The sequence below is a fragment of the Paraplanobispora takensis genome (assembly GCF_016863195.1).
In the GTDB taxonomy this organism is placed as follows: domain Bacteria; phylum Actinomycetota; class Actinomycetes; order Streptosporangiales; family Streptosporangiaceae; genus Planobispora; species Planobispora takensis.
The window spans coordinates 211,097-224,659 of the sequence record NZ_BOOK01000014.1; the positions used below are offsets into that span (position 1 = coordinate 211,097).

The 13,563-nt window shown below is 71.4% G+C and carries 11 protein-coding genes; 10 read left to right on the top strand and 1 reads right to left on the bottom strand.

Features of this window, described 5'->3' with window-relative positions; all coding sequences use genetic code 11:
• Nucleotides 1–127: 127 nt before the first annotated feature.
• On the top strand, nucleotides 128–1,321 hold the full coding sequence (locus Pta02_RS11260; RefSeq protein ID WP_239130161.1) for a cytochrome P450: 1,194 nt from the start codon (nucleotides 128–130) through the stop codon (nucleotides 1,319–1,321).
• A 75-nt stretch (nucleotides 1,322–1,396) separates the two neighbouring features.
• Here the strand turns inward: Pta02_RS11260 and Pta02_RS11265 are convergent, their stop codons facing one another.
• Nucleotides 1,397–2,434 (bottom strand): serine hydrolase domain-containing protein, encoded by a 1,038-nt coding sequence (locus Pta02_RS11265; protein ID WP_203874677.1) that lies wholly within the window; start codon nucleotides 2,432–2,434, stop codon nucleotides 1,397–1,399.
• A 158-nt stretch (nucleotides 2,435–2,592) separates the two neighbouring features.
• Between Pta02_RS11265 and Pta02_RS11270 the strand changes: the two genes are divergently transcribed.
• From Pta02_RS11270 to Pta02_RS11310, 9 genes are all read left to right on the top strand, one after another.
• Nucleotides 2,593–4,017 carry a sensor histidine kinase gene (locus Pta02_RS11270; RefSeq protein ID WP_203874678.1) on the top strand — a complete coding sequence of 475 codons (1,425 nt, stop codon included), beginning with the start codon at nucleotides 2,593–2,595 and terminating at the stop codon, nucleotides 4,015–4,017.
• Nucleotides 4,014–4,844 carry a response regulator transcription factor gene (locus Pta02_RS11275; RefSeq protein WP_203874679.1) on the top strand — a complete coding sequence of 277 codons (831 nt, stop codon included), beginning with the start codon at nucleotides 4,014–4,016 and terminating at the stop codon, nucleotides 4,842–4,844. Before Pta02_RS11270 ends, Pta02_RS11275 begins: the two co-directional genes overlap by 4 nt.
• Before the next feature lie 53 nt (nucleotides 4,845–4,897).
• Nucleotides 4,898–6,034 (top strand): Fic family protein, encoded by a 1,137-nt coding sequence (locus Pta02_RS11280; RefSeq protein WP_239130168.1) that lies wholly within the window; start codon nucleotides 4,898–4,900, stop codon nucleotides 6,032–6,034.
• A 535-nt stretch (nucleotides 6,035–6,569) separates the two neighbouring features.
• Entirely contained in the window at nucleotides 6,570–7,532 is a 963-nt protein-coding gene (locus Pta02_RS11285; RefSeq protein ID WP_203874680.1) for a methionine ABC transporter ATP-binding protein, read from the top strand.
• On the top strand, nucleotides 7,529–8,185 hold the full coding sequence (locus tag Pta02_RS11290; RefSeq protein ID WP_239130185.1) for a methionine ABC transporter permease: 657 nt from the start codon (nucleotides 7,529–7,531) through the stop codon (nucleotides 8,183–8,185). Before Pta02_RS11285 ends, Pta02_RS11290 begins: the two co-directional genes overlap by 4 nt.
• Before the next feature lie 71 nt (nucleotides 8,186–8,256).
• Nucleotides 8,257–9,102, top strand: a complete 846-nt coding sequence (locus Pta02_RS11295; protein ID WP_203874681.1) for a MetQ/NlpA family ABC transporter substrate-binding protein — start codon at nucleotides 8,257–8,259, stop codon at nucleotides 9,100–9,102.
• A 174-nt stretch (nucleotides 9,103–9,276) separates the two neighbouring features.
• On the top strand, nucleotides 9,277–9,873 hold the full coding sequence (locus Pta02_RS11300; protein WP_203874682.1) for a hypothetical protein: 597 nt from the start codon (nucleotides 9,277–9,279) through the stop codon (nucleotides 9,871–9,873).
• A 163-nt stretch (nucleotides 9,874–10,036) separates the two neighbouring features.
• Nucleotides 10,037–11,572, top strand: a complete 1,536-nt coding sequence (locus tag Pta02_RS11305; RefSeq protein WP_203874683.1) for an AMP-binding protein — start codon at nucleotides 10,037–10,039, stop codon at nucleotides 11,570–11,572.
• Between the two features lie 189 nt (nucleotides 11,573–11,761).
• Nucleotides 11,762–13,273: a S1C family serine protease gene (locus Pta02_RS11310; protein ID WP_239130186.1), complete on the top strand. Its 1,512-nt coding sequence runs from the start codon at nucleotides 11,762–11,764 to the stop codon at nucleotides 13,271–13,273.
• The last annotated feature ends 290 nt before the right edge of the window (nucleotides 13,274–13,563 follow it).

Here is a 13,563-nt window from a genome sequence, read left to right on the forward strand (position 1 = left end):
GCGGCCGGGCCGCGAAGGCCGTACCGCAAGATCACAATTTGCCCCGAGAAGCCCGGATCCGTCGCGACGAAATCCGGAAATTGGAAGACTGCTGAGATCACGCACATGCTGGACAGAAGGCCTTCCATTGAGCACCGAGATCGACATCTACGACCCCTCGCTGTACGAGGCGGGCATGCCCTGGGACCGCTACGCCCGGCTCAGGGAGGACGACCCCGTCCACCGGCACGCCGAGCCCGGCGGGCCCGGCTTCTGGGCCGTCACCAGGCACGCCGACATCCAGCACGTCTCCCGGCACCCGGAGGTCTTCTCCTCCCACGCGGGCGGCATCATGGTGCCGGACGCGACCGAGGAGCAGCTCTCCCGCAACCGGCTCATGATGCTCTTCCAGGACCCGCCGGAGCACACCTCCACCCGCAGCGTCGTCAACCGGGGCTTCACCCCCCGGATGATCGGCAAGCTCGAGGACCACATCCGCGAGATCTGCCACGATCTGGTCGGCACCGCCCTGGCCCGCGGCTCGGTGGACTTCGTCGCCGACATCGCCGCGCCGCTCCCGCTGTACGTGATCTGTGAGCTGATCGGCGCGCCCTCCGAGGACAGGGAGAAGATCTTCACCTGGTCGAACGCGCTGATCGGCGCCGACGACCCGGAGTTCGCCACCGGTGACCTGACGCCGATCTTCGAGCTGCTCTCCTACGCCTCCGCTCTCGGCGCCCGGCGCCGTGCCGAGCCGCGCGACGACATCGTCAGCAAGCTGGTCGCCCCCGGAGAGGACGGGACCAGCATGGACGACCTCGCCCTCGGCGTGTTCGTGATGCTGCTGGCCGTGGCGGGCAACGAGACCACCCGCAACGCCGCCTCCGGCGGGCTCCAGGCCTTCTTCGACCACCCGGAGCAGTGGCGGCGGCTGCTGGAGGACCGCTCGCTGCTGCGCACGCTCCCCGACGAGGTCGTCCGCTGGGTCTCCCCGGTGATCACCATGCGCCGCACCACGCTCGCCGACACCGAACTCGGCGGGCAGAAGATCCCGGCGGGGGAGAAGGTCGTCATGTACTACCCCTCGGGCAACCGCGACGCCGCCGTCTTCCCCGACGCCGACGTCTTCGACATCGGCCGCGACCCCAACCCGCACATCGGCTTCGGCGGCGGCGGCCCGCACTTCTGCCTGGGCGCCCACCTGGCCCGCATGGAGGTCCGGGTGCTGTTCGAGGTCCTGGCCGAGCGCGCCCCGGACATCGCCCCCGCCGGGCCGACCCGCCGCCTGCGCTCCAACTTCGTCAACTCCCTCAAGGAGATGCCGGTTCGCATGGGCGGGTGAGCGCGGGCGGGGACCGGCACGCGGGGAGGGCCGGCGGCCGCGACGGCGCCACGGGGCGGGGACCGGCGGGGAGGGTCAGCGGCCGCCGCACAGCGCGCGGTCGACCAGTTCGGCGGCGGCCTTCTCCCGGGCCAGCATGCGTTCTGCGTCCGCGGTCTTGCCGGAGACGAACAGTGTGACGCTGCGGCGGCCGTCCGCGGTGACGCCGGTGCGCGCGGTGTACCCGTAGTCGTCGCCGCCGTGGTTCCAGTAGAGGCCGCCGCACGTCAGCGGGCGCGACATGATCCCCAGGCCGTAGCGGGCTCCGGGCCACACCTGCTGGAACGCCGTGGCGGGCACGGTGCGGCGCATCTGCTGCAGCAGCGCGGGCGAGAGCAGTCGGCCGCCGGCCAGGGCGCGCAGGAAGCGGTTGACGTCCGAGGCGGTGGAGATCAGGCCGCCCGCGGCGTCGCCGTCGAAGTGCCTGGTGACGTCCACCGGCGCCGCGCCGGGACCCGGCACCAGATAGCCCTTCATGCGGGGGCGCGGCACGTCGAGTGAGGTGCCCGACCAGAGCGTGTGCCGAAGGCCCAGCGGCCGGCTGATGCGCTCGCTGACCTCCGCGTGCCAGGGACGGCCGGTGACCTTTTTGATGATCATGCTGATGGCCAGGTAGCCGGTGTTGGAGTACAGCCAGCCCTCGCCGGGCCGGAAGGCGGGCTCGTGCCGCATCGCCTCGGCCACCACCTGCTCGTCGGTGAAGCGGTCGTAGCGGCGCTTGCGGTAGTCCTCGACCGAGCCGAAGACCGGATAGGCGTCGTGGACGCCGGCGGTGTGCTGCAGCAGCTGGCGGACGGTCATCGCGCGGCCGTCGTGGCCGTTGCCCCGGATGACGCCGGGCAGCCAGCGCTCCACGGTGTCGTCCAGGGACAGCTTTCCCTCGCCGGCGAGCTGGAGCACCACGGTGGCCACGAAGGTCTTGGTGACGCTGGAGACGCGGGTGTATCCGCCGGCGGGGACGGGCTTTCCGGTACGGACGTCCGCCACGCCGGCCGTGGCGACCAGGCGCCGGCCGTCGCCGGTGACGACCTGCGCTTCGACGCCGGTGGCGCCGAGGGCGCGGACGGCGTCCACGTCGCGCTGGAGGTGGGCCCGGCCGTACCGGCCGATGGGTGCCCCTCCCGCGGGGGACGCTGTGGGAGAGGCCGAGGGGGAGGACGGTCCGCTCGCGGGGGCAGGAGCGGCGGAGGCAGGACGAGCGGCGCCGGAAGCGGGTCCGGTCCCATCCCCAGATGATGAACGCACGCATTGCAGCAACGATCGCCGCGGCGCGCCGACGGCTGCGTGCCCGCCCGCGGGCGGCCGACGCGGCGCTCGCCTCCGGGCTGACGGCGATGGCGCTGCTGCTCCGGCTGGGTGAGGGGTTCCCGGCGGACACCGCCACGGCCGCCGTGCTCGTCGTGCTGCTGCTCGCGCAGGCCGTACCGCTGCTGTGGCGGCGGTCGCGTCCGTGGCCGGTCATGGCCGCCGTCGGCGTCGCCTATCCGCTCTTCGAGCTGACCGACCCCCTGGTCGGCTTCCACGACGGGCTGTACGTCCTGTGCGCCGTCTACGCCGTCGCCCGCTACGCGCCCCCGCCGCGCAGCGCGGCGGCGATCGGCGCCGCCGTGGCCGCGATCGCGGTTCCCGAGGCCGCCGGGCCGTGGCTGAGCCTGCCGGTGCCCCGGGAGCCGGTCGCGGGCCCGGTCGAGGCGGTGCTGATCGTCGCGGTGGCGGCGGGCACCTGGCTGCTGGGCTTCTCCCAGCGCCATATCCACGCCGACGCGGCGCACCTGCGGGAACTGGCCGGTCGGCTCCGCGCCGAGCAGGAGGTCAGCGCCCGCCGGGCGGTCCTGGCCGAACGCGCACGCATCGCCCGCGACCTGCACGACGTGGTCGCCCACCACGTCAGCGCGATCGCGATGCAGGCCCGCGCCACGGCGGAGGTGCTGACCGAGGACCCCGGCCTGGCGGGCCGCGGCGTGGCGGAGATCGGCGAGGCGGCCGACAACGCCCTGACCGAGATGCGGCGCCTGCTGGGCCTGCTCACCGACGACCGCGACCTCGACGCCACGGGCCTGCCCGCCGGCGACCGTGCCCTTGGTCCGGCGGTCCTGCCCACCGGTGACCGCGACCCTGCTTCGGCGGCCCTGCCCGCCGGCGACCGTGGCCGGACCGGGCCTGCGGTCCCGCGCGACGGCGGTGGGCCGGGCCCCGCTCCGGAGCCGTCGCTGCGCCATCTGGACCGGCTCGCCGCCGCCGCCCGGGCCGCGGGGTGCCGGGTGGGGATCGAGGCGGTCCCGGTGGCCGGGATCCCGCCCGCGGTGCAGGTGTCGGCCTACCGCGTCGTCCAGGAGGCCCTCACCAACGTCCTGCGGCACGCGGGGGCCACGGGCGTGCGCATCACCCTGAGCCGGGGGAGGGGACGGCTGACCGTCGTCGTCGGCAACGACCCTCCCGCGCCGGCCCACGTCCCCCTGCCCGGCTCCGGCCTGGGCCTGGTCGGCATGCGCGAGCGGGCCGCGCTGTTCGGCGGCACCCTCCGGGCGGGCCCCCGCGACGGCGGCGGATGGCGGGTGGAGGCCGTCTTCCGCTTCCCCGAACCGCTCCCGCCCCGCGAGGACGGCGTCGCGTCCTGCGGGGACGCCGTGGTCACGGGCCCGCAGGGCCTGGCATGACCTCCGTGCGCGTGCTCGTCGCCGACGACCAGGAGATGGTCAGGGCCGCCCTGCGCGTCATGATCGAGCGGCGTGCCGATCTGACGGTCGTGGGGGAGGCCGCCGACGGGGAGGAGGCAGTGGCGGCGGCCTTCGAACTGCGGCCCGACGTGGTGCTGATGGACGTGCGCATGCCCGGCCTGACCGGCGTGGAGGCGACCGGGCGCATCCTGGGGCAGTGGCCGCACGACGGCCCCCGCCCCCGCGTGCTGATGCTGACCACGTTCGACCTCGACGAGTACGTCCACGCCTCCCTGCGCGCGGGCGCCTCGGGCTTCGTCCTGAAGAACACCTCGCCCGACCGGCTCGCCGACGCCATCCGCGTGGTCGCGGCGGGGGAGGCCGCACTCGCCCCGACCGTCACCCGGCGGATCATCGGCGCCGTCACGGCCCTTCCCCCCGTCCTGCTCGCCGGAGCGCTGGAGCCCGCCACGGGTGCGGCGGAGCCCGCCGCGGGAGCGCCGGCGGCCGTCACGGGGACGCCGGGATCCCCTCTGGAGCCGCCGGCGGCCGCCGGGGGAACGCCGCCGGGCCCACGATCCGGGGCGGCCCGCCGGATCGGCCGGCTCACCGCGCGGGAGCTGGAGGTCCTCGTCCTGGTGGCCAGGGGCATGTCCAACACGCGCATCGCCAGGAGCCTCGGCCTGTCGGAGGCGGGGGTGAAGAGCCGGGTGAACCGCATCCTCACCCGGCTGGGCCTGGAGAACCGGGTCCAGGCCGCGCTCCTCGCCCACGAGGCCGGCCTGGCGGAGCGCTTTCCCTCCACCCCTGCCCACCTGGGCGAATGACATATACGGACGAATCATCAAGTTGATTGACCGAATGATTCGTCCATGCTGCCATGAGCTCCATGCTGTACGGCACGCCTCGGCTGGAGGCCATCGACCGGAAAGTCCTCGACGAGATCGAGGAGATGCGCCGGGACTTGAAATACCGCCTGGCCGAGACCCATCGCTGGGACGGCCAGTTGCGGCGGCAGCTCCAGGCCCGGGCGATCCAGGGGTCCAACTCGATCGAGGGCTATCGGGCCAGCGTCGAGGACGTCGAGTCCATCATGTCCGGCGAGGAGCCGCTGGAGACCTCGGCCCGGGTGGCCCGTGAGATCGCCGGGTACCAGCAGGCGCTGACCTACATCCAGCTCCTGTCCCGGGCCGCGGTCTTCCGGTTCGATGCCGGCCTGCTGCACGGGCTGAACTTCATGATGATCGGCCACCACCCGGACAAGACTCCGGGGACCGTACGGTCCGGCGGCATCTACGTGCGCAACTCCGCCACGGGTGAGGTCGTCTACGAGGGGCCGGAGGCCGAGCGGGTGCCGGGGCTCCTGGACGAGCTGGTCTCCTGGCTCAACGAGGGCGACCTCGACGCACCCGGTTACGTCCGCGCGGCCATGGCCCACTTCAACCTGGTGGGCATCCATCCGTGGCGGGACGGGAACGGCCGGATGTCCCGCGCGCTGCAGACCCTCGTGCTCGGCCGGGACCAGATCACCACACCGGAGTTCTGCTCGATCGAGGAGTGGCTCGGGGAGGGCAGGAACACCTACGACTACTACGACGCGCTGGGCGCGAGGCAACGCAGGAGCTGGGACCCGCACGACGACATGCTGCACTGGGTGCGCTTCTGCCTGCGGGCCCACCACATGCAGGCCCAGCGGGTACGGCGCCGCCTGGCCGAGGCCGGGGAGGTCTGGATGCTCCTGGAGGAGCAGGTCGACGCCGAGGGGCTGAACACCCGGGCGGTCTCGGCGCTGTACGAGGTGTTCGTCAACCGCCGGCTGCGCCGGAGCCGCTATCAGGCCGACGAGTCGCTCAGTCAGGGGCAGGCGGCCAGGGATCTGCGGGAGCTGGCGGCCAAGGGCTGGCTGAGGCCGTACGGCGAGACCAAAGGGCGCTTCTACGCGCCGGGGCCGAGGATGCAGGCGATCAAGGACGACTTCGCCGGCCGGATCACCCCGCTGCGCGATCCCTGCCGGTGACCGGCGGGCGGGCTCGGAGCGGGGGCCGCCGGGAGGGCCATGGCGTTATCGGCCCCGAGCGGGCGGGTAGGACGCGTGTGCCCGGTCGTTGATCGCTCGGCGGGATCCGGGGCCGCGGCGTCGCCGCCTCCGCGTGAGGCCCGGTCGCGGCCGAGGAAGATCTCCGGGACCGGGGCAGGTGTGAGGTACCTCACTGGAAGTGTCGGGAATAGGGGGAATTAAGGGCGTGTTGTGGCAGGCGTGAACGTGGCGTACGACATCGCGATGACCCCGCAGGGCCGGGCCGTGTGTCGTGGCGCGCGCATGTGCGGGATGTCCCGCATGTGTGCCATGGGCGGCATGCCGTCGACGGGCTGATACCCCCTCCCATGCCGAAGCCCCCGCCCCGTTCCCCAGAGAAGGCCTGCACCATGAACTGCCCCGCGGACACCATCGTCCTGCGCCGCCTGAGCCACCTGCCCTTCCCTCCCGGCACCCGCTGACCCCCCGGCTGAATCCGCTTCTCGTACGACCTAATTCATGTTGGGGAACCGTTGTGATCGATGTGTCGGGCCTGCGCAAGGTCTATCAGGATCGAGGGCGGCGGGTCGAGGCTCTGAAAGGCGTCGACCTGCACGTCCGGGAGGGTGAGATCTTCGGCGTGCTCGGGCAGAGCGGTGCCGGCAAGAGCACGCTGCTGCGCTGTGTGAACCTGCTGGAGCGGCCCACCTCGGGCACCGTCTCGGTGGCCGGGCAGGAGCTGACCGCGCTGGGGGAGGCCGAGCTGCGCCGGGCCCGGCAGCGGATCGGGATGATCCACCAGCACTTCGCGCTGCTGTCGTCGCGGACCGTCGCCGGGAACGTCGCCTTCCCGCTGGAGGTCATGGGCGTCGGCCGGGCCGAGCGGTCCGCGCGGGTGGCCGAGCTGCTGGAGCTGGTCGGGCTGGCCGACAAGGCCGGGGCGTATCCGGCGCAGCTGTCCGGCGGGCAGAAGCAGCGGGTCGGCATCGCCCGCGCGCTGGCCGGCCGGCCCTCGGTGCTGCTGTCGGACGAGGCCACCTCGGCCCTCGACCCGGGCACCACCCAGTCGATCCTCGCCCTGCTCAAGAGCCTCAACCGCGAGCTGGGCCTGACCATCCTGCTGATCACCCACGAGATGCACGTGGTCAAGGGCATCTGCGACTCGGTCGCCGTCATGCGCGACGGGCTGATCGAGGAGTCGGGCGGCATCACCGAGCTGATCGCCCGGCCCGGCTCCCGCCTGGCCGCCGAGCTGTTCCCCCTGCCCGCCCCCGAGGCCGGAGCCGTCACGATCACCTTCACCGGGCGGGCCGACGAGCCGGTGGTCTCGGAGGTCGTGCGCAAGTTCGACGTGGACGTGAGCATCCTCGGCGGGGCCCTGGAGGAGGTGGCCGGCGTCTCGGCCGGCCGGCTCCGGGTCCGCATCACCGGTGACGAACGCGACGCCGCCCTCGGCTATCTGGCCGCGCGCGACCTGCTGGTGGAGGTGGCCCCGTGACGTGGGAAGAGATGAGCCCGCTGCTGTGGGAGGCCACCGGGCAGACCGCCCTGATGGTCCTGTGGTCCACGCTGTTCACCGTACTGCTCGGCCTCCCGCTCGGCGTCGCGCTGGTCGTCACCGACCGGGGCGGGCTGCTGCCCTCCCGCCTGCTCAACCGGGTGCTCGGCCTGATCGTCAACGTCGGCCGGTCGCTGCCGTTCATCGTCCTGATGATCGCGGTCATCCCGCTGACCCGGCTGATCGTGGGCACCACCATCGGCACCTTCGCCGCCGTCGTCCCGCTGACGCTCGGCGCGGCGCCGTTCTTCGCCCGGCTGGTGGAGACCGCGCTGCGCGAGGTGGGCCGGGACACCGTGCAGGCGGCCCAGGCCATGGGCGCCGGCCGCTGGACGATCATCGGCAGGGTCCTGCTGCCCGAGGCCCGGTCCGGTCTCGTCGCGGGACTGACCGTGACCGTGGTCGCGCTGATCTCCTACTCGGCCATGGCCGGGGTGATCGGCGGCGGCGGCCTCGGCGACCTGGCCATCCGGTACGGCTACCAGCGCTTCGAGACCACCCTCATGATCGTCACGGTCGTCGTGCTGATCGTCATCGTCCAGCTCGTGCAGACCCTGGGCGACGTGATCGCCCGCCGCCTCGCACGCCACTGACCTCATCTGATTCCCGGGCCTCCGTCACGAGTGGGGGTCCCGGTCTCTCACACCGAAAAGGAGCGCGCACCATGCGCAGGTTCTTCGCCATCGCGTCCGCCGCCACAGCCCTGGCCCTGGCGCTGACCGCCTGCGGCTCGAACGAGTCCGGCACCGCCACCGACGCCGCCGCCACGCCCGCCGCGAACGAGGTGCTCAAGGTCGGCGCCACCCCGGTCCCGCACGCGGCGATCCTGAAGTTCGTCAAGGACAACCTCGCCGCCAAGGAGGGGCTGAACCTGGAGATCGTCGAGTTCACCGACTACGTCCAGCCGAACGTCCAGCTCGACGACGGCCAGCTCGGCGCCAACTTCTTCCAGCACCGGCCCTACCTCGACGACTTCAACGCCTCCAAGGGCACCAAGCTGACCTACGTCCAGGACGTGCACCTGGAGCCGCTGGGCCTGTACTCCAAGAAGATCAAGGCCGCCGCCGAGCTGGCCGACGGCGCGACCGTGGCCGTGCCCAACGATGCCACCAACCTGGGCCGCGCGCTGAAGCTGCTGGCCGACAACGGCGTGATCACCCTGAAGGAGGGCGTCGGCACCGCCGCCACCGAGCGCGACGTCGCCGGCAACCCGAAGAACCTGACCTTCCAGCCGCTGGAGGCCGCCCAGCTGCCGCGTTCGCTGGAGGACGTCGACGCCGCCGTCATCAACGGCAACTACGCCATCGAGGGCGGCCTCAAGCCCGCCACCGACTCGCTGGTGCTGGAGAAGGCCGAGGACAACCCCTACGCCAACGGCCTGGTCGTGGCAGCGGGCAAGGAGCAGGACCCGCGCGTGGTCAAGCTCGCCAAGCTGCTGTCCGGTCCCGAGGTGAAGAAGTTCATCGAGGACACCTACAGCGGCTCGGTCATCCCCGCCGCCGCGCAGTGAGATCCGGCCGCCCGCACGGGTGACTTTCCCGATCCCTCTCCTGGGGGATCGGGAAGGCCCGCCCGCCGGATCATGATGGTGACCTCGCCATTTAAGCAAGTTGTAAGTGAGTGGCAATCGCCGGGATCTACAACGGGAGCGTCAAAAATCCTCATTCCCGAGAGGACCCCTCAGATGCGATTCGTCACCCGTATCCTGGCCGGTGCCGGTGTGGCCGCTCTCCTCGCCATAGGAGCCCCCGTCGCCGCCAACGCGGCGACGGCCCCCGCCGCCGCGCCGACCACGGCCACGGACCCCTACTTCCACGACTCCTGGGGCCCGTACTCCTCCTCCGACCACAAGGCGGAGGCCGAGGGCAAGGTCACGGTCCACAAGAAGTCGTACAAGCAGTGGTACTGGAAGAAGTACTACAAGGTCGTCAAGAAGTGCTGGTGGAAGGACGGCAAGAAGCACTGCAAGTGGGTCAAGACCTGGCACAAGAAGAAGGTCTGGAAGTGGGCCCACGAGTACCCCTTCACCGTCGACAGCAAGCTCACCAACCACAAGTGGTGGGGCAAGCACCGCTTCAGCTGCGCGTGGGAGACCTTCAAGGTCGTGAACTTCGACGACTCGGTCTACTACAAGAGCTTCAACAACTGCCACAAGCACTCGAAGTACTACTCGTTCAGCGGTAAGGACGCCAAGGCGATCTTCGTTCAGGTGAGCCGCGGCAACCACCACGAGCCCAAGGGCTACTTCGGCGGCTGGCAGCACGTCTACAGCCAGGCCTGATCGAAAGTCCCGATGGCACAGGGCCATCACCCGCACGCGAGGCCGTGATCTCCCCGGAGGTCACGGCCTCGCCGTGTGAGCGGGGGCCTCGTGCCGCAGTGGCCGTCACCCGAGGTAAGCGGGCACTTCTCAGCGGGGAGTTAACCGAGTAGCGTTCGGTTTCATGCATCCCGGAGCCATCGCAGCAGTTTCGCCGGACAAGCCCGCTGTGATCATGGCGGGCTCCGGCCGGGTCGTCACCTTCCGCGAGCTGGACGAGGAGTCCAACCGGCTCGCCCACCTGTTCCGCGCCGCGGGCCTGCGGCCGGGCGACCACATAGCCTTCATGCTGGAGAACCATCCGCTGTTCCTGGTGGTGGCCTGGGCGGCGCACCGCTCGGGCCTGTACTACACCGCGATCAGCTCGCGGCTGAAGACCGACGAGCTGGCCTACATCGTGGACAACTGCGAGGCCCGGATCTTCATCTCCTCGGCGAAGCTCGCCGACGTCGCGACCTCCATCGCCGAGGCCACCCCCCGCGTCGAGCGCCGGCTCATGCTGGACGGCGTCGCCCCCGGCTTCGACTCCTACGAGGAGGCGGTCGCCGCCCACCCGGCCACGCCGATCGAGGACGAGTGCCAGGGCGCGGACATGCTCTACTCCTCCGGCACCACCGGCCGGCCCAAGGGCGTCAAACCCGCCCTGTCCAAGGCCCCGCTCGACGAGTCCGGCCCGCTTCTGCAGCTCATCCAGTTCCTGTTCGCGCCGTCGGCCGACAGCGTCTACCTGTCCCCGGCGCCGCTGTACCACGCCGCGCCGCTGCGCTACTGCATGAGCTTCCAGCGGGTCGGCGCGACCATCGTGGTGATGGAGCGCTTCGACCCCGAGCAGGCGCTCGCGCTCATCGACAGGTACGGCGTGACGCACTCGCAGTGGGTGCCGACCATGTTCATCAAGATGCTCAAGCTGCCGCAGGAGACCCGCGCGAAGTACGACCTGTCCTCGCTGGCCTGCGCGATCCACGCCGCGGCGCCCTGCCCGGTCCCGGTCAAGGAGCAGATGATCGACTGGTGGGGCCCGATCATCCACGAGTACTACGCCGGGACCGAGGGCAACGGCTTCCTGTACGTCGGCTCGGAGGACTGGCTCAAGCACAAGGGCACGGTCGGCCGCCCCCTGCTGGGCGTGGTGCACGTCTGCGACGAGGACGGCGACGAGCTGGCGCCGCGTGAGCACGGCACGGTCTACTTCTCCGACGGGCCCCGGTTCGTCTACCACGGCGACGCGGACAAGACGAAGGCGTCCCAGGACCCGCAGGGACGCGGGTGGACGACCCTGGGCGACATCGGCTACGTCGACGAGGAGGGCTTCCTCTACCTCACCGACCGCCGCTCCTACATGATCATCTCCGGCGGGGTGAACGTCTATCCGCAGGAGGCCGAGAATGTGCTCTCGGTCCACCCCAAGGTGGCCGACGTCGCGGTCTTCGGCGTCCCGGACGAGGAGATGGGCGAGCAGGTCAAGGCCGTGGTCCAGCCGCTGTCCATGGACGAGGCCGGCCCGGGGCTGGAGGCCGAGCTGATCGAGTACTGTCTGTCCCAGCTCGCGCCGTACAAGTGCCCCAAGTCGGTGGACTTCCGCGAGGAACTGCCCCGCCACCCCACCGGCAAGCTCTACAAGCGCCTCCTGCGCGACGAGTACTGGCCCGCGAAATCATGATTTTTTAGATTTTGTACGGCTTCCGCGCCGCCCCCTGACCACGGCTGATAAAGGCCGTGTCAGGGGGTGCGGATCACCGCGATCATCCCCTTAACCAGCTCTTACGTCATGCCCGGCATCGTTGTGCGTACCGGAGGAACCGGTCGTCACCGTGGCGTCCACGGGTGGACGTAGGACATGGGGGATGACATGGACGACAACAAGAACGAGCAGGGCGTCACTCCGGCATCGGCCGCCGGCACCACCCCGGTCGAGCCGGTCCCCGGCAACGACGGCTGGAGCCAGTTCGGCGCGAGGCCGCCCCGGGCCGGGGGCTTCCGCGAGGACCAGAGCACGGGATCCCAGAGCGCGGGGCCGGAGCCGACGCTGGTCCACCCGCTTCCGGAGCGGGACGGCTCCGGGCGGCCCACCTTCGAGCAGCCCGCCGAGCGCACGGCCGAGCAGCCGATCATCGGGCACGCCGCCCCCGGGTACACCGCCGAACAGCCCGTCATCGGGCACGCCGCCCCCGGGTACACCGCCGGGCAGCCCTTCGCCGGGCACGGGGTCCCGGTGCAGGGGGCGCCCGCCGTGCCCGCCCAGCGGGTCCGGCTGAGCGCGGTGCAGAAGCTGGGCGCCGGCCTCGCGCTGGCCGCCATGGCGGTGGGCGGCGGGGTGGCCGGGGCCTTCGCGGCCAACGCCTTCGACGACGACGCCAGGCTCACCTCCTCCTCGGCCCCCGTGGTCAGCCCGGTCGGCCAGGTGACCACGGTCGCCGACGTCGCCGAGGCCGTGCAGCCCTCGGTCGTGTCGATCGAGGTCAGGAGCGGCAACGGCGGCAGCGAGGGCTCGGGCGTGATTCTGTCCGAGGACGGGCAGATCCTCACCAACAACCACGTCGTCGAGGCGGGCGGGCAGGACGCCCAGATCACCGTCAAGTTCAGCGACGGCAAGACCGCCACCGCCAAGATCGTCGGCACCGACCCGGCCACCGACCTCGCGGTCATCAAGGCGGAGAACGTCTCCGGCCTCACCAAGGCCTCGCTCGGCGACAGCGACCAGCTCAAGGTCGGCGACTCCGTGCTCGCCATCGGCAGCCCGCTCGGCCTGTCGGGTTCGGTCAGCTCCGGCATCGTCAGCGCCCTCGACCGCACGCTGACCGTCGGCGGCCGGCAGCAGGAGCAGCAGCTCCCGCCCGGCTGGGGCGGCGACCAGGGCCAGAGCGGCGGCACCTCCACCACCATCGGCGGGGCCATCCAGACCGACGCGGCGATCAACCCCGGCAACTCCGGCGGCGCGCTGGTCAACTCCTCCGGGCAGGTGATCGGCATCAACACCGCCATCGCCACCAACGGCGGCGAGGGCAACATCGGCGTCGGCTTCGCCATCCCGATCAACACCGCCCGGCAGGTCGCCCAGCAGCTCATCGACACCGGCAAGGTCTCCCACGCCTTCCTGGGCGTGAGCATGGCCGACGCCGTCGGAGACGCGGGCGGCGCGCTGGTCCAACAGGTCACCGAGGGCAGCCCGGCCGCCCAGGCCGGCCTGAAGCAGGGCGACCTGATCACCAAGATCGACGACACCGCGGTCGAGGGCTCCGCCACCGTGGTCGGCGCGATCCGCAGCCTCAAGCCGGGCGACCGGGTGACGCTCACCTACGTCCGCGACGGCCGCACCGAGACCGCCACCGCGACGCTCACCGAGAAGACCGGAGAGCAGTAGTCCCGCAAGCGGAGGCGCCGCCGGGTTACTCGGACCCCGGCGGCGTCTTCATGTCCGGTGATGACATCGGCCCGCCCAGGCCGGAGGGGAGGGCGCCCGGATATTAATCGGATATTCAACTGTCCGGTCCTGAAGTGAATTCGGCCGCGCTCACCCCCGCCCCACCTGGCCTTACTCATTCCGCTGACCGTGACGGCCGTTTCGGTCAGGGCCGCTTCAACTCTCTTGCCGGAAAACTCTTTAACGTCGTCTCAGCGGGCACTTTTTCTGAAAGGCTTGGAGCGGAGGGA